Source organism: Actinoplanes sp. NPDC019969 (genome assembly GCF_055562375.1).
In genome coordinates this window covers 1-18704 of the sequence record NZ_JBVHFK010000016.1, presented here as the reverse complement: position 1 = coordinate 18704, position 18704 = coordinate 1, and the positions used below count along the sequence as shown (strand labels likewise).

Genomic DNA, 18704 nt, shown 5'->3' with positions numbered 1-18704 from the left:
CCTGACGCGCAGTCACATGCGCCACACTCCGGCCGGGGTTTAACCGGTTGGCGGACGGGCGAGATCTTGGGAGGGTACGCCGATGCATGTGCTGCTGTCCGGCATCGTCGGATCGACCGCGTACGGGCTGGCCGGCCCGGGCTCCGACGTCGACCGCCTCGGTGTGTTCGCCGCCCCGACCGTCCGGTTCCACGGGCTGACCTTCCCGTCCGAGTCCGTGGTGTCCACCAAGCCGGACGCGACGTTCCACGAGGCCCGCAAGTACGCGAGCCTGGCGCTGCGCGGCAACCCGACGGTGTCGGAGCTGATGTGGCTGCCCGATGAGCTGTACGAGACCCGGCACCCGCTCGGCGACGAGCTGATCGGCATCCGGACGGCGTTCCTGGCGGCGCGGCCGGTCCGGGACGCCTATCTGGGGTACGCCACCCAGCAGTTCAAGCGCCTCGAATCCCGCGGGGACGGCTCGTTCTCCGCCGATACCCGCAAGCGCACCGCGAAACACGCCAGGCATCTGTATCGGCTCTGCGCGCAGGGGTTCGAGCTGTTCGCGACCGGGGAACTGCGGATCCGTCTCGACGAGCCGCAGCGGTTTTTCGCCTTCGGTGAGCAGGTGGCGGCGGGCGACATCGAGGTGGCGCGGCGGATGATCGACGGGTACGAGGAGCGATTCCGCAGCACGGCGACGGTCCTGCCGGACGAGCCGGACCGGGCCGCCGCCGAGGCGTGGCTGCTGTCGGTGCGCGCCGCCTTCTACGACGCCTGAACCGCGTGTTGAGTTCGGGCGCGTATGACGGCCGAACTCAACACACCGGCTGCGTGTGGAGTTCGGGCGCGCAGGACGGCCGAACTCAACACACCGGCTGCGTGTGGAGTTCGGGCGCGCAGGACGGCCGAACTCAACACACCGGCTGCGTGTGGAGCTCGGGCGCGCAGGACGGCCGAAACCCACACGCGGGCGGGTCAGCGGCCGCGGCGGGCGCGGACGTAGTCGTCGATGACGTAGCGGCCCAGCTCGGCGGCGTCCGGGCTGAAGACCCGGCCGCCGTTGCGCTTGGCGATCGCGGACACGAACCGCTGCAGGCCCGGATCCTCGCCGAGCATGAACATGTTCAGCGTGGCGCCGTACCGGGTGAGCAGGTCCACCTCGCGGACGGTGGCCTGGATGGTCTCCGGCAGCGGCGGCCACCAGAAGATCGACTCGCCGTCCTCCTCCAGGTGCGAGGTGGGCTCGCCGTCGGTCACCACCAGGATCACCGGCTCGGCGCCGGGGTGCCGGCGCAGGTGGCGGGCGGCCAGTTTGAGGGCGTGCTGCAGGTTGGTGCCCTTCTCCGCGGTGGGCTCGATGGCGGCCAGCTCGCCCTGGGACAGTGCCTGCGCGTACCGGCCGAAACCGATGATCTGCAGGGCGTCCTGCGGGTACTTGGTGGCGACCAGCTGGGACAGGGCCAGGGCGGTCTGTTTCATCGGGCCCCAGCGGCCGTCGGCGTACATCGAGTAGGAGAGGTCGACGCACAGCGCCACCGCCGCCGACGCCCGCCGCTCGGTCTCGGCGATCTCGAAGTCCTCCGGCGCCAGCCGGACCGGGAGCGGCCCGGCGGGGACCGCGGCGGCCCGGCGGCGGACCGCGTTGCCGATCGTGCGGACCACATCGAGGGGCTGGTCGTCGCCGAACTCCCAGCGCCGGGACGAGCCGATCAGGTCACCGGCGGCGCCGGCGTCGCGCATGTCGTGCTCGCCGCGTTTCCCGGCGATGTCCTTGAAGATCGCCGAGAGGGCGGACCGGCCGAGCCGGCGCAGCGCCTTCGGCGACAGGGTCAGGCCGTCGGCGTCGCGCTGCACCCAGCCCTGGCGGCGCAGCTCCCGCTCCAGCTCACGCAGCCGGCGCAGGTCGTCGGCGGCGCCCCGGCCGAGCTGCCGTTCCACGGCTTCCACATCGACGTCGTCGAGGGTGGCGCCGGGGTGTTCCTGGCCGAGCTGGTCGATCAGCTCGTCCAGGTCGGCGATCTCGCCGAGGGCCGAGGCGGCGTCGCCGTATCCCAGGTCGGTGGGGCCGCGCATCCGCTCGCCACGGCCCCAGTTCAGGTTGGGGCGCAGCGCGCGGAGGTTGTCGGTGAGCTGGGCGAACTGGCCGGCCATCGGGCCGAGTGCCTGGGCCATCAGCTGTTGCAGCTCGTCGCGCTGTTGCGGGGTGAGCGAGCGGAGCAGGCGTTCGGCCGCTGCGGCTTGCCGGGCCAGCGAGTCGATCAGCTCGTCGACATTGCGAGGGTTGTCTGGAAAAAACTGCCCATGCCGGTCCATGAAGTCGCGGAATGCGTCGGTGGTGTCCTCACCCCGCGCATGCTTACCCAGCAGGTCGTTGAGGTCGCCCAACATTTGGGACATTTCTGAGAAGTCGCCGTTCTGCAGCGCCTGCTTCATCCCGGCGAAGCGCTGCTCGACGACCTCTCGCCGAAGCCCGGCCAGGATCTGCTGGTAGATGTCGCGCGCTTCCGGAGATGTCCAATTATATTCGGACAACTCGGAGACGGCCTGGGAAACCGACCGCGGCAGACTGTCCAGCATCGCCTCGCTGAACCGGGCGTCGTCACCGCCCCGCGCGGCGAGAGCGTCCCGCTCGGTGGCGAGCGCCTGATCGAGCATCTGCCGGGCCCGGGTGACCGCCCCGTCGAGGTTGCCGCGCCGCATCGCCTCCCGCCGCAGCCGCCGGGCCCGCTCGCGCAGCGCGTCCAGGCCACGCTCGCCACGGGGCCCCTGCCGGATCAGGTCCCGGAGCGCGTCGCGCAGGCTGTCGCCGGAGAGAACCCGCTCCCCCATCTCGTCGACTGCCGCCCGCACGTCGTAGGGCGGCGCGAGCGGGTCGGGCCCGTCGCGCCACGCCCCGTACCGAAAAACATTCCCGGCCACGGCTCAGCTCCCGTAGAGGGTGCGGCCGTCGTCGGTCAGCTCCTTGGCCAGCCGGCGGGTCAGGTGCAACCCCTCCAGGACGAACTCGATGCCGGACGCCGCCTGGCCGGGGCTCGGCGCGTCGCCCAGCCCGAGCCGGTCGAGCACCTTCGCCAGGCCGGGGACGGTGCCGATCTGGGCGAGCAGCTCCTCGGCGCTGACCAGGTCACCGGTCTCGATGAGGGCGCCCTCGGCGACCAGGTCGGTGAAGCCGGACAGGTCGAGACCGGACAGCCGGGCCCGGAACGTCTCGGCCGTCGCGACCCGCAGCAGGTGCCCGAGGATCTCGGTCTCCCGGCCCTCCTCGCCGCTCTCGAACTCGACCTTGCCGCGCAGCGTCGACGTGACCGAGACGGTGTCGCAGATCCGGGCGACGGCCTCCCGCTCGCCGCGCAGGCCGGACCGGCGCAGCGCGGACGCCGCCACCGTCTCGGCCGCCGCGATCGCGAACCGGGCGGACACGCCGGAGCGCGCGTCCACCGACGGCGACTCGCGGACGCCACGGGTGTAGCGGGCGAGAACCTCGACCAGGTGCGCCGGCAGGGCCGCGACCAGGGCCGCCTCCTGCTCGATCAGCGCGGTCTCCAGCTCCAGGTCGACCGGGTAGTGGGTGCGGATCTCGGCGCCGAACCGGTCCTTGAGCGGGGTGATGATGCGGCCCCGGTTGGTGTAGTCCTCCGGGTTGGCGGACGCGACCAGCAGCAGGTCGAGCGGCAGGCGGAGCTGGTAGCCGCGGACCTGGATGTCGCGTTCCTCGAGCACGTTGAGCAGCGACACCTGGATCCGCTCGGCCAGGTCGGGCAGCTCGTTGACCGCGAAGATGCCCCGGTTGGTGCGCGGGACGAGGCCGAAGTGGATGGTCTCCGGGTCGCCCAGGGCCCGGCCCTCGGCCACCTTGATCGGGTCGACGTCGCCGATCAGGTCGCCGACGCTGGTGTCGGGGGTGGCGAGCTTCTCCCCATACCGCTCGGAGCGGTGCAGCCAGGCCACCGGGAGGTCGTCGCCGGTCTCGGCGGCCAGCCGGCGCGACGCCGGGGTGAGCGGATGAAACGGGTGCTCGTGCAGCTCGGAGCCCTCGATGAACGGGGTCCACTCGTCGAGCAGGCCGGCCAGCGCCCGGATCAGCCGGGTCTTGCCCTGGCCGCGCTCACCGAGCAGGACCATGTCGTGCCCGGCGAGCAGCGCCCGCTCGACCTCGGGCAGCACGGTGTCCTCATAGCCGACGATGCCGGGGAAACGGGGCTCGCCGGAGCGCAGCCTGGCGAGCAGGTTGACGCGCAGCTCCTCCTTGACCGTGCGGAACTCGTGCCCGGAGGCTCGCAGCTCCCCCACGGTGCGCGGCAGGCCGGCGGGCGGGATGGGTGTGATCGCGATCGGCGCCTCTGTCACCGCACGAACGCTACTCCGGGGACATGACATTCATCGAGTGTGTGGGAGCGGACACATCCAGGGCCGCGCGATTGGCTCTGGCCGCGGCGGGCGCCGCGGCGGGAGGCTCGCTGTCATGACGGAGATTCAGCGGTACGCGGCCTTCACGCTCGACCCGGCCGGCGGCAACCCCGCCGGTGTGGTGCTGGACGCGGGCGGCCTGGACGACGCCGCGATGCAGGCGATCGCCGCCGAGGTGGGATATTCGGAGACGGCGTTCGTGACGGCCCGTGCCGGGGACCGGTTCCGGGTGCGCTATTTCAGCCCGCTCGCCGAGGTGCCGTTCTGCGGGCACGCGACGGTGGCGACGGCGGTGGCGCTGGGACCGGGCGAGCACCTGTTCCAGACCAACGCCGGTGACGTGCCGGTGCTCGTGGACGAGGCCGGGACGGCGACGCTGACCAGCGTGGACCCGCACGTGCGGGATCTCGGGGCGGCGGATCTGGCGGCGCTGCTGGACGCGCTGCGCTGGGACGCCGGGGACCTGGACCCGCTTCTTCCGGCGAAGGTGGCGTACGCGGGGGCGTACCACCCGATCATCGCCGTGACCAGCCGCAAGCGTCTCGCCGACCTGGACTACGACGTGCCGGCGCTGAAGGCGCTGATGACCGAGCGTGAGTGGACGACGATCCAGCTGGTGTTCCGGGAGGGGCCGGGGTCGTTCGACGTGCGGAACCCGTTCCCGGTGGGCGGGGTCTACGAGGACCCGGCGACCGGGGCGGCGGCCGCGGCGTTCGGCGGTTACCTGCGCGAGCTGGGCCTGGCCGGGGCGGACGCGACGGTCGCGCTGCGCCAGGGCGACGACATGGGCCGGCCGAGCCGTATCACCGTCACCCTGGACCCGGCGGTCAAGGGTGTGCGGGTGAGCGGCCCGGCCGTGCCGATCAGCTGAGCGTGTCGAGTTCGGCCGTCATACGCGCCCGAACTCGACACACGGAAATCAGCTGAGGCGGATCTGCAGGGACGAGGCGCCCGGCTGGACACCGACGACGGTGCCGGCCGGGTACCGCAGCGTGTGATCACGGTCGGTCGAGATCAGCACCACGCCGATCCGGTGGCCGGCCTTGAACACGTGGTCGGTGCTCTGCAGCTCCCAGCGGAACGTGTACGGCTTCCCGTCCCGGATCGGCGTGGTCACCGCCGGGGAGAACCGGTTGCGCACGTCGATCCAGCCCCGGGTGACGATCTCGTAGTCGGTCGTCGCCGTCACGTACTCCCGTTTGAAGAAGCAGCCCGGGTCGCCCTCGATGCCGGGGGCGATGCAGTCCTGCTCGGGCAGGGTCCGCACCCCGGCGTACCGTTCCGCGGTGCCGTAGTCGACCAGCAGCGCCGTCAGGTACGGCGAGTCACCGGCGAGGTCGGCCTTGACCGTGATCCGCGGCGTCCCGGAGAGCCGGGTGTCCTTTTTCAGCGGCGCGGTGAGGTGGATGAACCGGTTCGGGTCGGCGGCGTCCGGCGCGGCGGCGAGGTTCTCCGCGGTCCGGGACGTGTCGTCGGTGAACGTCTGCCGCGGGCCGGAGCCCAGCCGCAGCGTGGTGTCCTTGCCCTTGAGCGGCCAGGTCCGCGAGGTCACCCACTGGTTCGGGGCCACCTCGACGTCGGCGGCCGGTTCCCGCTCGATCCCGTTGTCGATCTTGTAGAGGTAGTGGTCGAACCAGCGGTGCAGGGTGTTCAGCCACTGCTCCCGGCGGATGTTGAACGGGTCGGTGTGCCCGGCCTGGTGCAGCCAGATCTTGCGCTCGACGCCGTTGCGGCCCAGCGCGTCCCACCACTGCCCGGCGTGCAGGGTCCGGACGTTGAAGTCGTGCAGCCCGTGCACCAGCAGCACGCTGGCCCGGACCTTGTGCGCGTCCTTCAGATAGTCGCGCTCCGCCCAGTACGCGCTGTAGTCACCGGTCTCCCGGTCCTGAGCTTCCTCCAGGTGCGCCATGACGTCCGCGCACACTTCGGGATTCGCCCGGGTCAGGACGGCCTTGGCGAGGATGTCGGTGTCCTCGCCCTGGAAACCGCCGGGCGCGACGACACCGCCGTTGGCGCGGTAGTAGTCGTACCAGCTGGAGATCGCGGCGATCGGCACGATCGTCTCCAGGCCGCGGACGCCGGTGCTGGCCACCGCGTTCGGCAGGGTGCCGTTGTACGACACGCCGATCATGCCGGTCTTCCCCGTCGACCATCCGGCCCGCACCGGCGCGCCGCTCGCGTCGAAGCCCGGCGCCCGGCCGTTCAGCCAGTCGACCACGGCCTTCATGCCGAGCGTCTCGTTGCGCCCGCCCGAGGTCGGGCAGCCGGTCGAACCACCGGATCCGAGGCTGTCGGCGAAGATGACGGCGTACCCGCGGGGCACGAAGTAGTTGTCCAGATATCCGGGGAAGACGATGTTGTCGGCCCGGTTCACCGGCGCGGCCTTCTGCGCCGACAGGCTGCCGTCCCGGTCGATGTCGTCGTGGTTCGGGATGTCGTTGAGCCCGGCGTAGTAGGGGCTCGGCTGGAAGATCACCGGCACCTTCGACGTGGTGTCCGGCCGGATGATCCGGACCGCGACCCGGTCCGGCTGCCCGTCGGAGTCACTGTCGACGGGGGTCTGCACCCAGACCTGCTCCCGGATCGCTGTGGCGTAGTCGTGGACCGGCTGGGTCCCGGTCGCGGCGTGGGCCGGGGTCGCGGCGATGGCCGACGACCCGGCGAGAACCATGAGGATGGAGAGACCCCTGGCTAACAGTCGCATCGGCACACCGTATCGCCAATCTTCGATACCGTGGGGCCCCCTAGAATGAGCGCTGATGAGCGCCACACTGATCGCCCGGGAACTCGCGGCCGGACACGGGGACCGCACCCTCTTCAGCGGACTGGACCTGGTCGTCGCGCCGGGTGACGTGATCGGCCTGGTCGGGGCCAACGGGGCGGGCAAGACGACCCTTCTGCGTACGCTCGCCGGGTCCATCCCCACGGAGAGCGGCACCGTCGCGCTGAGCCCGCCCACCGCCAACGTCGGCTATCTGCCGCAGGAGCGGGAGCGGCGTACGGGTGAGACCGTGCGGGACTTCCTGGGCCGGCGCACCGGCGTCACCGCGGCCCAGGCGGCCATGGACGCGGCGGCTCTCGAACTGGGCTCCTCCGGCGAGGACCTCTACTCCCCCGCGCTGGAACGCTGGCTCGACCTCGGCGGCGCCGACCTGGAGGAACGGATCGCCGAAGCAGACCTGGGCTTCGACCTGGACCTGCCGATGACCGCGCTGTCCGGTGGGCAGGCGGCCCGGGCCGGGATGGCGTCGCTGCTGCTCAGCCGGTACGACATCTACCTGCTCGACGAGCCGACCAACGACCTCGACCTGGACGGGCTGGCCCGCCTGGAGTCGTTCGTGACCGGGCTGCGCGCCGGGACCGTGCTGGTCAGCCACGATCGGGAGTTCCTCACCCGTACCGTCACCAAGGTCCTTGAACTTGATCTCGCCCAACAGCAGATCAATCTGTACGGCGGGGGCTACGGCGCCTACCTCGACGAACGCGACCGGGCCCGGCGGCACGCCCGGGAACAGTTCGAGGAGTACGCCGACAAGAAGGAGGACCTGCTCGAACGCGCCCGCATGCAGCGCGCCTGGATGGACAAGGGGGTCCGCAACGCCCGCCGCAAGGCCCCCGACAACGACAAGATCGCCAAGTCGATGCGCGGCGAGTCCAGCGAGAAACAGGCCGCCAAGGCGCGGCAGACCGAGCGGATGATCGAACGCCTGGAGGTCGTCGAGGAACCCCGCAAGGAGTGGGAGCTGCGGATGGAGATCGCCGCCGCCCCGCGTTCCGGCGCCGTCGTCGCCACCCTCCGCGACGCCGTGGTCCGGCGTGGCGACTTCACCCTCGGCCCGGTCACGTGTGAGATCGACTGGGCCGACCGGGTCGCCATCACCGGCGCCAACGGCTCCGGCAAGTCCACGCTGCTCGCCGCCCTGCTCGGCCGCCTCCCCGTCGACGAGGGCGCCCAGCACCTCGGCCCCGGCGTCGTCGTCGGCGAGGTCGACCAGGCCCGCGGCCTGTTCCTCGGCGACGAGCCGCTGGTCCGCGCGTTCGGCGCCGCCGTCCCGGACTGGCCGGACGCCGACGTGCGCACACTGCTCGCCAAGTTCGGCTTGAGATCGGGTCACGTGCTGCGCCCCGCCGCCACCCTCTCCCCCGGCGAACGCACCCGGGCCGCGCTGGCGCTGCTCCAGGCCCGCGGCGTCAACCTGCTGGTCCTCGACGAGCCCACCAACCACCTGGACCTGCCGGCGATCGAGCAGCTGGAGTCGGCCCTGACCAGCTACACCGGCACGCTCCTGCTGGTCACCCACGACCGCCGGATGCTGGAGGCGGTCGCCACCAACCGCCACATCGAGGTCACCGACGGCAAGGTCACCAGCTGACCCCTCGCGTACGCCTAGCGGTCACTGTCACACCTGTCCCTTGACTACTAGCTTCTTGTCGGGGCAGACTGCTCCCGCGCCCAACGACGGGCGCGGAAGGAGAAACCGTGACCGACGGCGTTTCCACCAAGGCCCGCGACTTCGACGGCCTTTACAAGACTCTGCTGGAAGCTCATCCGCGCGAGGCATTGCAGTTGTTCTGCGGCGCTCGGCTCAGCGGCGGGGAGGTGATCCTCGACGGGCCCACCGAACAGCCACGTCAGCGCAGCCGCCAGAGCGACAAGGTGTTCCTCGTGCGGCATGCCGACGAGATTCCCTCCGACGTTTATCACCTCGAGGTTCAAGTCAAACGAACCGAGGATTTCCAGGAGCGGATGGTGTCCTACTGGGCATCGCTCGCCCTCAAGTACACCCCGGCTGACCACCGGATCCATCAGGTCGTCGTCTGGCCGCTGGGCGGCGGATATCCCGGGCGGTTCCAACGGGATCGGGTCCGGCTCGACTACCGGGCGGTCAATGTGCCCGACGATCTCAACCCCGAGGAACTGCTGGACGGGCCGCTGGCCCCGCTCGCCCTCTGGTCCCGCAAACCACCATCCGACATCGTCGAACGCGTCGTCGATCAGATTGCCGCAACCGAGCACACCGAGGAAAAGATTGTCCTGGCCGAACTCAGTATCCTCGTAGGAGGCACGCTGGCGGCTCAGGTCCTCGACGCACTACGGAGGAGAAACATGAGCAACATCCTCGAAGAGAGCGAGCTGGGCCTCGAAATCGCCCGCCGCAACCGCGAGCAGGGCATCGCCCAAGGTATCGCCCAAAACCAGGCCAACTCGATGCGAGCGCTGCTGCAGGCGACCTTCGGAGATATCGACGACTTGGACGAACTCGCCCAGCACCTGGCCGGGAACGATTACATCGACAACATCGCCCGTATCGCCAGAGGCACCACGCTGGAGGAACTGCGCGGATGATCAGGGCCCGGCGCACGGGCCGGGCCTATTTCAGGGTGGCCAGCCTGGTGGTGGCGGTGCGGGCGGCGGCTTCCAGGTCGGTGGTCTTCGGGCTGGCTTCGGTCATCAGCAGGACGGTGGTGTGGGCGCTGCCGACGGCTACGGCCAGCAGACGGCCGTTGACCGTCAGATTCAGGGTGGGGACGGTCATCACGAAGGCGATCGCGGCTGAGGCGTCCCCGATTTTCGGAGCCTGGGCGTACGGGCTGATCGCGAACCGCAACTCCATCGGCAAGTCCCCCGGCGGCCGGATGAACGACGTGCAGCCGGGCAGGACGCCGCCGAGGGCCGTGACCGCCGCCCGCGCCTCCTTCGCACCCGGCGCCGACACCGTCTGGACCAGCAGTTCCTCGTCCACGGCGCCGCGCACGAACTCCCGGTAGACGGTCGTCTCCGGCAGTCCACCGGCCTTGCCGCACGCCGTGATCTCCCCCGCGATCCGGGCGAACAGGTCGTCGATGGCGTCGGGCTGCGGCGTGAACCCGGCCGGCAGCTCCTTCCCACCGAGCAGCGCATCGGAGAGCCGATCCCGATCCGGGCCGTCCCGCAGCACCGTGACGGTCCGGGGCACAGCCCTGTCCCACCGCGTCGTCACGGCGCTGGGATCAGACCGGACGGCGCCGTCCCGCAGCACCGTGACAGTCCGGGGTGCGGGCCGGGCGGCCGGCGCCGCCGAGGGCAGCGGGAGGACGGCGGAGAGGGACAGGACGGCAGTGAGCGGCAGGAGGCGAAGCACGAATCCAGCTTTACCCACATCTGTCGCCATCGGGATGAAACGGCGAAGTTGCGACGTCAGCAGGCGCGAAAAAGCGACAGCCGCCGGGTCAGCCGGTGGTGGTGAACGGGCTGCTCAGTGGGCCCTCGTTACCGGAACGGTCCAGGCCGCTCAGGCAGTACGTGGCGGGTCCGGCCGGTGGTGACGGGTCGACTACGGGCGTGCCGGCCCGTCCGGTGGCGATCAGGGCGGCGCTCTTGTCGTCCGTACGGTAAAGCGCCCAGCTCGTCCCCCCGGCATCCGCAGCCGTCAGGGTGACCGCGCCTTTCTCGGACCGGGTGGCCGCCGTCAGGCGTGGCGCCGCCGGAGGCGCGGCGGGAAGACGCTCCATCCGGGGCAGCAGCGCGGGCGTGGCGTAGTGCTTCGCCCGGTATCGGGTGACCGAGCCGAGCCGGTCGGCCCGCACCGACGCGGAGCTGTAGTGGATCTGGCCCTGCACGCCGTACTTGTCGTTGAGCGCCATCTGCTGGTCGAGTTCGGCCGGATCGCTCCAGTCGCCCTTCTCACCGACCCGGTAGTCGGCCAGCCCGATGTACAGCTGCACGCCGGTGTCCTTGACGGTGCGGACCCACCACGGCAGCACCTTGGCGTAGTCGGCCTTGCCGAAACCGATCGTCCAGTACAGCTGGGGAACGATGTAGTCGACCCAGCCCTCCCGTACCCACGTACGGGTGTCGGCGTAGACCGCGCTGTAACTCTCCAGGCCCTTGGTGTCGGAGCCCTCGCCGCCGTTGCGCCAGATGCCGAACGGGCTGATCCCGAACTTCACCCACGGCTTGAGCGCGGTGATCCGCTCCTTCATCTCGCGGACCAGGGTGTTGACGTTGTCCCGGCGCCAGTCGGCACGGGTCTTCCCGCCGCCGTACCGGGCGTAGGTGGCGTCGTCGGGGAAGTCGGCGCCGCCGCCGTCACCGGGGTACGGGTAGAAGAAGTCGTCGAAGTGCACGCCGTCGAGGTCGTACTTCTGGACGGCCTCCAGCATCGCGTCCTCGACGAACTTGCGGGCCTCCGGATGGCCGGGGTCGTAGTAGAACCGGCCCTTGGCGCCGGACGGGTGCGCGATCCGCCATTCCGGGTGCAGCTTGAGCGGGTGGTTCGCGGGCAGCTTGGTCAGGTCGGTCCCGGCGCCGGACGGGGCGAACTGGGTGCCCCGGTACGGGTTGAACCAGGCGTGGAACTCCAGGTTCCGCGCGTGCGCCTCGTCGATCATGAACTGCATCGGGTCCCAGCCCGGGTCGGCGCCGTCCAGTCGCCCGGTCAGCCAGTTCGACCAGGGCGCGTACGCCGACTTCCAGAACGCGTCGCCGCTCGGCCGGACGTGCACGAAGATCGCGTTGTGGTTCTGCTGGACGGCGAGGTCCAGCCATTTCAGGTATTCGGCCTTGACCGTCGCCTCCGGCAGCCCGGGCTTGCTCGGCCAGTCGATGTTGTAGACCGTGGTCAGCCACATGCCGCGCAGCTCACGTGCCGCCCGCACCTTCTGCGTGCCGCACGATCCGGCCTCGCTGAACGCCGGCCCCTCCGCCACCTCCAGGCGCTGCCCGGCCGCGGTCACGTCCGGCGGCTCGTGGAACGCCGCGCGGACCAGGCCGAGACCGAGCACGCCGACCGCGAACAGCACGGCGGACAGCAGCAGAGCCACCCAGAGCGGTGGCCGGCGTAACAGGCTCACCGCACCGACCGGTAGATCTCGAGGGTGTCCTCGGCGATGCGCGACCAGCTGAACCTCTCCACGGCGCGGCGGCGGCCGGCCTTGCCCATCCGCTCGGCGAGCTGCGGATCGTCGATCAGCCGGGTGAGGGTGGCGGCCAGGTCGGCGACGAACCGGTCCGGGTCGACGGGGGTGCCCGTACCGTCCTCGAGCTGCTGGATTCCGACGAGCAGGCCGGTCTCGCCGTCCGCGACCACCTCGGGGATGCCGCCGGTCGCGGTGGCGACCACCGCGGTCTCGCAGGCCATCGCCTCCAGGTTGACGATGCCCATCGGCTCGTAGATGGACGGGCAGACGAACACCGTGGCGTGCGTGAGGACCTGGATGACCTCCTGCTTGGGCAGCATCTCCTGCACCCAGATCACGCCCTGCGGGTCGCGGGTCGCGCGCAGGTCGGCGGCGAGCGAGGCGACCTCGGCGGCGATCTCCGGGGTGTCCGGGGCGCCGGCGAGCAGGATGATCTGCGCCTCGGCGGGCAGGTCCTGGCAGGCCCGCATCAGGTAGGGCAGGCCCTTCTGCCGGGTGATCCGGCCGACGAACACCACGCTGGGCCGGTTCCGGTCGATGCCGAGCCGGTCGGCGACGTCGGTGCCGTGGTCGGGCGAGTACAGCTCGGTGTCGATGCCGTTGTAGACCACGTGGATCTTGTCGGGATCAACCGTGGGGTACGCCTTGAGCACGTCCCGCCGCATCCCGCCGGACACCGCGATGATCGCGTCCGCGTTCTCGATGGCGGTGCGCTCGCAGAACGAGGAGAGCGCGTAACCGCCGCCGAGCTGCTCGGCCTTCCACGGCCGCAGCGGCTCCAGGCTGTGCGTGGTCAGCACGTGCGGGATGCCGTGCAGCAGTTTCGCGGTGTGGCCGGCGAAGTTCGCGTACCAGGTGTGGCTGTGCACGACGTCGGCGCCGGCGCAGCCGTCGGCGATCGCCAGGTTCACCCCCATGGTGCGCAGCGCGGCGTTGGCGCCGGCCAGCTCGGCGGGTTCGGGGTACGCCGTGACGCCGGCCTCGGTCCGCGGGGCGCCGAAGCAGTGCACCCGCACGTCGGCGAGCCGGCGCAGGTCACGCGACAGGTATTCGAGGTGGACACCGGCGCCGCCGTAGACCTCCGGGGGGTATTCACGGGAGATCAGGTCGATCCGAAGGTCGTCATCGCGTACGTCAGCACCGGCCACCCTGGCAGGATAGTCGGCCGCGCGGCGGGACGTTCAAGTCGTGCCCCGGCCGGACGATAGGCGGGCGTGACCTCGCTGACCGGCCGCCTGTGGCTCTTCTACCTGCTGGCCGGCACGGCCGGGGCGTTCGCGGCGTCGTTCGTGCCGGCCTGGTCGGTCACCGGCGTGACCGTGGCGCAGATCACCGCACCGCTGGTGGTGGTGGCCGGGATCGTGTGGCGGCGCCCGGCCCGGCCGGCCCTGTGGTGGCTGGCCGCCGGCGGGCTCGGTTTCCACGCGCTGGCGCAGGCGTGGTGGCGTCTGGGCTGGGGTGGCGAGGTCAAGCCCGACATCCCCTCGGGCGATGCCGGCGACCCGCTGTTCCTGATCGCCTTCCTGTTCTTCTCGGCGACCCTGCTGGTGCTGGCCGGGCGGTACGCGCCGCAGGCCCAGCGCCGCGCGGACGCCCTGGACGGGCTGATCGTCTTCGTCGGCATGACCTGCATCACCTGGGGCTTCGCGGCCGGCCCGTACATGGAGATGTTCGGCGACGAGCCGGCTGCCCTGCTGACGTTCGCCGGCTACGAGATCCTCGACCTGATCCGGATCGCGCTGGCCGGCATGGTGGTCTTGATCGCCGGGCGGCGCAGCCCCGCGGAGCGGCTGATGCTCGGCGGGTCGGCGGTGCAGATCGCCGGCGACACCGCCTTCATGCTCGGCCAGGTGGGTGAGTACGCCTACGGCTGGCCGCCGTCGACCCTGGCCGGCATCGGCGTCTCGGGGATCCAGGACGTGCTGTGGCTCACCGGCGCCCTGCTGATCTCGGCCGGCGCGCTGCACCCGTCGATGGGCGGGACCGGGGTGGCCCTGCCCGCCGACGGCGCGGTCTCGCGGATCCGGCTGGTGGTCTTCGTGCTGCTCGCCATCGGCTGTCCGATCGGCGCCGCGAACCGCGGAACGGTCCCGCTGGTCATCTCGATCCTGCTGTCCTGCCTGCTGATGCTGCGGATGGGCATCCTCGGCACGCTCGCCCAGCGGCGGGCCGAGGCGCTCGACGCCGCCCTGCGCGACCAGGACGTCCTGCGCGCGGAGCTGGAGCACCGGGCCACGCACGACTCGCTGACCGGGCTGAGCAACCGGGCCGCGCTGACCGCCGCGCTGGAGGCCGACGCCGCCCGCCCGCCCGGCGAGCGGGGCTGGCTGCTGCTGCTCGACCTCGACGGGTTCAAGCCGGTCAACGACACGCTGGGGCATCCGGCCGGTGACGAGCTGCTGGTGATGCTGGGCGCGGACTTCCGCGCGCTGGTCACCGAGGGCATGGTGGCCCGTCTCGGCGGCGACGAGTTCGCGGTGGTGCTGCCGCCGCTGACCGGATCGGCGGCCCGCGAGGTGGCCGCGGCGCTGGTCCGGGTGGCCGCGCTCGCGCGCGAGGTGGCCGGGCACCCGGTGACCGTGTCGGCCAGCGCCGGCCTGCTCGACCTCGACCGGGTCACCTCGGCCGCAGCCGCGCTGCACGACGCGGACGTGGCCCTCTACGCCGCGAAGGCCGCCGGCCGGAGCTGTTACCGGGTGCACGCTCCCGAAACCGACCGTGGCCGCACCCGGGCCGCAACCGGGGCGGGGTGACCATGGGCCCCGTGCACATCCCTCGGCTTCCGGCCTGGCAGTACGCCCTCGCGGGCGGCGCCACGGCGGTGCTCGGCGCGTACGCGCTGAACAGCGCCGTCGTCTGGCTGCTCCTGCAGGCCGCCGTCGTGGTGGTCCTCCTCCGGGCCGCCTGCCGGCACCGCTGCGGCTGGTGGCTGGTCTTCGCGGCCGCCGTCGCCTCGCTGATCGCGTCGGTCTGGTGGAGCGCCCGTTCCGGCGTGCCGGCGACCACCCCGATGGGCCTGTCGATGGCGGTCCCGTACGCCCTCTTCGCCGCCGGCGCCTTCCAGTTCGGCCGGGCCAAGCAGCCCGGCTCGGCCGCCGAGGCGGGCGCCGTGGTGCTCGGCCTGGCGATGCTGGCCTGGTCCTTCATCGTGCTGCCGTACCTCGGCGAACCCGGCTACCAGCAGGTCGACAACGCGCTGGCGACGCTCTACGCGGTGATCGACATCGCGATCCTGGGGACCGTGCTGCGCAACCTGGCCGACGCGCGGCGCGGCCCGGCCCGGCTGCTCGCGGCGGGCGGCCTGCTGCTGCTCACCCCGCATCTGGTGTACGCCGCGACCGGCTCCGCCGGAACCGTGCCGTTCCTGCCCGGCGGCCCCGCCCACCTGATGATCCAGCTCTGCTGGGTGCTGGCCGCGGCCGCCGCGCTGCACCCGGGCGCCGGCCGGTACCTGCCGGGCGCCGACGGGATGGGACGGCGCTCGCTGATCGCGATGTGCGCCGCCGCGGTGGTCAGCCCGCTGCTCCCGGCGATCGCCGACCCGCGGGCCGTCGTGATCGTCCCGGCGCTGCTCACCGCCGGTGTCTGCGGGCTGTTGCTGCTGCGGATCGTGCTGCTCGCCCGCCTCGCCGACCGGCGCGCCGGGCAGGCCCGGGCGGCGCTGCAGGAGCAGCAGGTGCTCCAGCGGCGGCTGACGTACCGGGCCGGTCACGACGGGCTGACCGGGCTGGCCAACCGGGACCTGCTGCTGGACCACCTGGGCCGGGCCGTCACCGGGGACCGTCCGTACGCGCTGATCCTGTGCGCGCTGGACGGGTTCAAGGAGGTCAACGACACCTACGGGCACCATGTCGGCGACACCGTGCTGCGGCAGGTGGCCGGGCGGCTGCTCCTGTTCGCGCCGGAGGTGGACCTGGTGGCCCGGCTGGGCGGGGACGAGTTCGGTTTCCTGGTCACGTCCGGAGCGGACGCCGGCGAGCTGGCCGAGCGGATCGTCGAGGCGGTGTCGGCGGCGCCGTTCGGGGTGGACGAGCGGCGCATCCCGCTGACCGCGCGGGCCGGGCTGGCCGACGGCGTGCCCGGCAACGACGCCGTGCTCGGCGACGCCGACCTGGCCCTGCGCGCCGCCAAGCAGGCCGGTGGCGCCCGCCCGGCCCGGTTCGACGAGTCGCTGCGCGCCGAGCAGAGCGAACGTGCCCGGATCGCGGCCGGGCTGCGCCAGGCGCTCGCCGACGACGGCCTGTTCCTGCACTACCAGCCGGTGGTGGAGGCCGGCTCCGGCCGGATGACCGGGGTGGAGGCGCTGATGCGCTGGCGCCGCGACGGCGAGCTGGTCCCGCCGGGGGTGTTCATCCCGGTGGCCGAGCAGACCGGCCTGATCGGCGCGGTCGGCCACCGGGCGCTGCTGCTGGCGTGCGCGCAGGCCGCCGTGTGGTACCGCGAGCACGGCCTCTATCTGACCGTGAACGTCTCCACCCACCAGCTGCGCGATCCGGGCTTCGCCGACAGCGTCCTGGCGGTGTTGGCCGGGAGCGGGCTGCCCGCCGCCGCGCTGGTGCTGGAGATCACCGAATCGGTGCTCATCGACGCGGCGGACACTCCGGTGCTGGGTACGCTGCGCGCGCACGGCGTCCGGATCGCCATCGACGACTTCGGCACGGGCTATTCGTCGCTGGCGTACCTGCACACCCTGCCGGTCGACATCCTCAAGATCGATCAGTCCTTCATCCGCCGGCTGCAGGACCCGCCGAAGCCCGCCGACGTGAGCCTGACCAGGGCGATCCTGGAGCTGGCGCGCAGTCAGGGCCTGGTCGCGGTGGCCGAGGGGGTGGAGACCGGCGCGCAGGCGGACCTGCTACGGGACCTGTCCTGCCCGCTCGCGCAGGGGTACCACTTCGGCCGTCCGGCCGACGGCCCATCGATCGAAGCACTGCTGCGGGAGACCGTCCGGGAGCACGCCGCCTGACCGGAAAATCGGTTGCAGGGACAGCAAGATATTTCTAACCGCCCTTTCGGGTGGCGCGTGGGCGGCCGGAATATTAGCGTCCTCCCCATGGCTGTCAAGGTGCTCGCGATCGTTCTGGCAGGTGGCGAGGGCAAGCGCCTGATGCCACTGACGGCTGACCGGGCCAAGCCCGGTGTTCCCTTCGGCGGCATCTACCGCATGATCGACTTCGTGCTGTCCAACCTCGCCAACGCGGGGTACCTGAAGATCGTCGTGCTGACGCAGTACAAGTCGCACTCCCTGGACCGGCACATCTCCAAGACGTGGCGGATGTCGACGCTGCTCGGCAACTACGTCACCCCGGTCCCGGCGCAGCAGCGGCTCGGCCCGCGCTGGTTCGCCGGCTCCGCCGACGCGATCTACCAGAGCCTCAACCTGATCAACGACGAGTCGCCGGACTACGTGATCGTCTTCGGCGCCGACCATATCTACCGCATGGACCCGAAGCAGATGGTCAACGACCACATCGCCTCGGGCGCCGCGGTCACCGTCGCCGGGATCCGCCAGCCGCTGTCGCTCGCCGACCAGTTCGGCGTGATCGACGTCGGCCCGGACGGCAAGAAGATCAAGGCGTTCCGGGAGAAGCCGAAGGACGCGACCGGCCTGCCCGACTCCCCCGACGAGGTGTACGCGTCGATGGGCAACTACGTCTTCACCACCCGGGCGCTCTGCGAGGCCGTCACCCTCGACGCGCAGAACCCGGACAGCAAGCACGACATGGGCGGCAACATCATCCCGATGCTGGTGGAGAAGGGCGAGGCGAACGTCTACGACTTCCGCGACAACGACGTCCCCGGCGCCACCGACCGGGACCGTGGTTACTGGCGCGACGTGGGCACGCTCGACTCGTTCTACGAGGCCCACATGGACCTGATCGCCACCCTGCCGATCTTCAACCTGTACAACCACGACTGGCCGATCTTCACCAACTACGGCTCCTGGCCGCCCGCCAAGTTCGTGCACGGTTACGACGACCGTCAGGGCCGCGCCATCGACTCGATGATCTCGCCCGGTGTGGTGGTCTCCGGCGCCCTGGTGGAACGCTCGGTGATCTCCCCCAACGTCCGGGTCAACTCGTGGGCCCACGTCGACGGCGCGGTGATCATGGAGGGCGTCTCGGTGGGCCGCCGTGCCGTCGTCCGCAACGCCATCATCGACAAGAACGTGGTGATCCCGGAGGGCGCCCAGATCGGCGTCGACCTGGACCGCGACCGCAAGCTCTACACGGTCAGCGACAACGGCATCGTCGTCATCGGCAAGGGCCAGCGCGTCGAGCTCTGAACCCCGATGGCGTGTGGTTTTTGGGGGGGGGGGGCCCCCCCCAAAAAAAACCCCCCCCGGGCACCCAAAAAAACCCCGGGGCGCCCCGCGGGGGGGGGGGGGGGCCCCGGCCCCGCCCCGGGGGGGC

The 18704-nt window shown here is 71.4% G+C and carries 13 protein-coding genes; 7 read left to right on the top strand and 6 right to left on the bottom strand.

Features of this window, described 5'->3' with window-relative positions; genetic code table 11:
* Window positions 1–82: 82 nt before the first annotated feature.
* Complete coding sequence (locus tag ACZ3II_RS37385) at window positions 83–763, top strand: nucleotidyltransferase domain-containing protein (RefSeq protein WP_465524405.1); 681 nt, start codon at window positions 83–85, stop codon at window positions 761–763.
* 197 nt (window positions 764–960) lie between these two features.
* On the opposite strand, the gene ACZ3II_RS37380 is transcribed toward ACZ3II_RS37385, so the two are convergent.
* Together ACZ3II_RS37380 and ACZ3II_RS37375 are read right to left on the bottom strand one after the other, a co-directional pair.
* The gene (locus ACZ3II_RS37380) at window positions 961–2904 is read right to left on the bottom strand and encodes a vWA domain-containing protein (RefSeq protein WP_465524403.1); all 1944 of its coding nucleotides are present in this window, start codon (window positions 2902–2904) and stop codon (window positions 961–963) included.
* A 3-nt stretch (window positions 2905–2907) separates the two neighbouring features.
* Window positions 2908–4362 (bottom strand): sigma 54-interacting transcriptional regulator, encoded by a 1455-nt coding sequence (locus ACZ3II_RS37375; RefSeq protein WP_465524401.1) that lies wholly within the window; start codon window positions 4360–4362, stop codon window positions 2908–2910.
* An 85-nt stretch (window positions 4363–4447) separates the two neighbouring features.
* Between ACZ3II_RS37375 and ACZ3II_RS37370 the strand changes: the two genes are divergently transcribed.
* Window positions 4448–5263, top strand: coding sequence for a PhzF family phenazine biosynthesis protein (locus ACZ3II_RS37370; RefSeq protein WP_465524399.1), 816 nt, complete (start codon window positions 4448–4450; stop codon window positions 5261–5263).
* 48 nt (window positions 5264–5311) lie between these two features.
* Here the strand turns inward: ACZ3II_RS37370 and ACZ3II_RS37365 are convergent, their stop codons facing one another.
* Window positions 5312–7096, bottom strand: a complete 1785-nt coding sequence (locus ACZ3II_RS37365; protein ID WP_465524397.1) for a Xaa-Pro dipeptidyl-peptidase — start codon at window positions 7094–7096, stop codon at window positions 5312–5314.
* A gap of 55 nt (window positions 7097–7151) precedes the next feature.
* Between ACZ3II_RS37365 and ACZ3II_RS37360 the strand changes: the two genes are divergently transcribed.
* Window positions 7152–8765, top strand: a complete 1614-nt coding sequence (locus ACZ3II_RS37360; RefSeq protein ID WP_465524395.1) for an ABC-F family ATP-binding cassette domain-containing protein — start codon at window positions 7152–7154, stop codon at window positions 8763–8765.
* Window positions 8766–8872: 107 nt separating this feature from the next.
* Window positions 8873–9739, top strand: a complete 867-nt coding sequence (locus ACZ3II_RS37355; RefSeq protein WP_465524393.1) for an RpnC/YadD family protein — start codon at window positions 8873–8875, stop codon at window positions 9737–9739.
* A gap of 25 nt (window positions 9740–9764) precedes the next feature.
* Here the strand turns inward: ACZ3II_RS37355 and ACZ3II_RS37350 are convergent, their stop codons facing one another.
* The 3 genes from ACZ3II_RS37350 to glgA all read right to left on the bottom strand — a co-directional run bounded on the left by ACZ3II_RS37350 (window position 9765) and on the right by glgA (window position 13439).
* Window positions 9765–10514, bottom strand: a complete 750-nt coding sequence (locus ACZ3II_RS37350; RefSeq protein WP_465524391.1) for a hypothetical protein — start codon at window positions 10512–10514, stop codon at window positions 9765–9767.
* An 88-nt stretch (window positions 10515–10602) separates the two neighbouring features.
* Window positions 10603–12225: a glycoside hydrolase family 10-like protein gene (locus tag ACZ3II_RS37345; RefSeq protein WP_465524389.1), complete on the bottom strand. Its 1623-nt coding sequence runs from the start codon at window positions 12223–12225 to the stop codon at window positions 10603–10605.
* Window positions 12222–13439: a glycogen synthase gene (gene glgA / locus ACZ3II_RS37340; RefSeq protein ID WP_465524387.1), complete on the bottom strand. Its 1218-nt coding sequence runs from the start codon at window positions 13437–13439 to the stop codon at window positions 12222–12224. Before glgA ends, ACZ3II_RS37345 begins: the two co-directional genes overlap by 4 nt.
* Window positions 13440–13505: 66 nt before the next feature.
* Here glgA and ACZ3II_RS37335 point away from each other — a divergent pair, with 66 nt between their 5' ends.
* From ACZ3II_RS37335 to glgC, 3 genes are all read left to right on the top strand, one after another.
* Entirely contained in the window at window positions 13506–15044 is a 1539-nt protein-coding gene (locus ACZ3II_RS37335; protein ID WP_465524385.1) for a diguanylate cyclase domain-containing protein, read from the top strand.
* An 11-nt stretch (window positions 15045–15055) separates the two neighbouring features.
* Complete coding sequence (locus tag ACZ3II_RS37330) at window positions 15056–17257, top strand: putative bifunctional diguanylate cyclase/phosphodiesterase (protein ID WP_465524383.1); 2202 nt, start codon at window positions 15056–15058, stop codon at window positions 17255–17257.
* A gap of 87 nt (window positions 17258–17344) precedes the next feature.
* Window positions 17345–18577, top strand: coding sequence for a glucose-1-phosphate adenylyltransferase (gene glgC / locus ACZ3II_RS37325; protein WP_465524381.1), 1233 nt, complete (start codon window positions 17345–17347; stop codon window positions 18575–18577).
* Window positions 18578–18704: the final 127 nt, after the last annotated feature.

Excerpts from the sequence above, each read along its gene's own strand:
- ACZ3II_RS37385 (WP_465524405.1), top strand. The coding sequence starts at position 83 with ATGCATGTGCTGCTGTCCGGCATCGTCGGATCGACCGCGTACGGGCTG.
- ACZ3II_RS37375 (WP_465524401.1), bottom strand. The coding sequence starts at position 4,362 with ATGTCATGTCCCCGGAGTAGCGTTCGTGCGGTGACAGAGGCGCCGATC.
- ACZ3II_RS37370 (WP_465524399.1), top strand. The coding sequence starts at position 4,448 with ATGACGGAGATTCAGCGGTACGCGGCCTTCACGCTCGACCCGGCCGGC.
- ACZ3II_RS37365 (WP_465524397.1), bottom strand. The coding sequence starts at position 7,096 with ATGCGACTGTTAGCCAGGGGTCTCTCCATCCTCATGGTTCTCGCCGGG.
- ACZ3II_RS37360 (WP_465524395.1), top strand. The coding sequence starts at position 7,152 with ATGAGCGCCACACTGATCGCCCGGGAACTCGCGGCCGGACACGGGGAC.
- glgC (WP_465524381.1), top strand. The coding sequence starts at position 17,345 with ATGGCTGTCAAGGTGCTCGCGATCGTTCTGGCAGGTGGCGAGGGCAAG.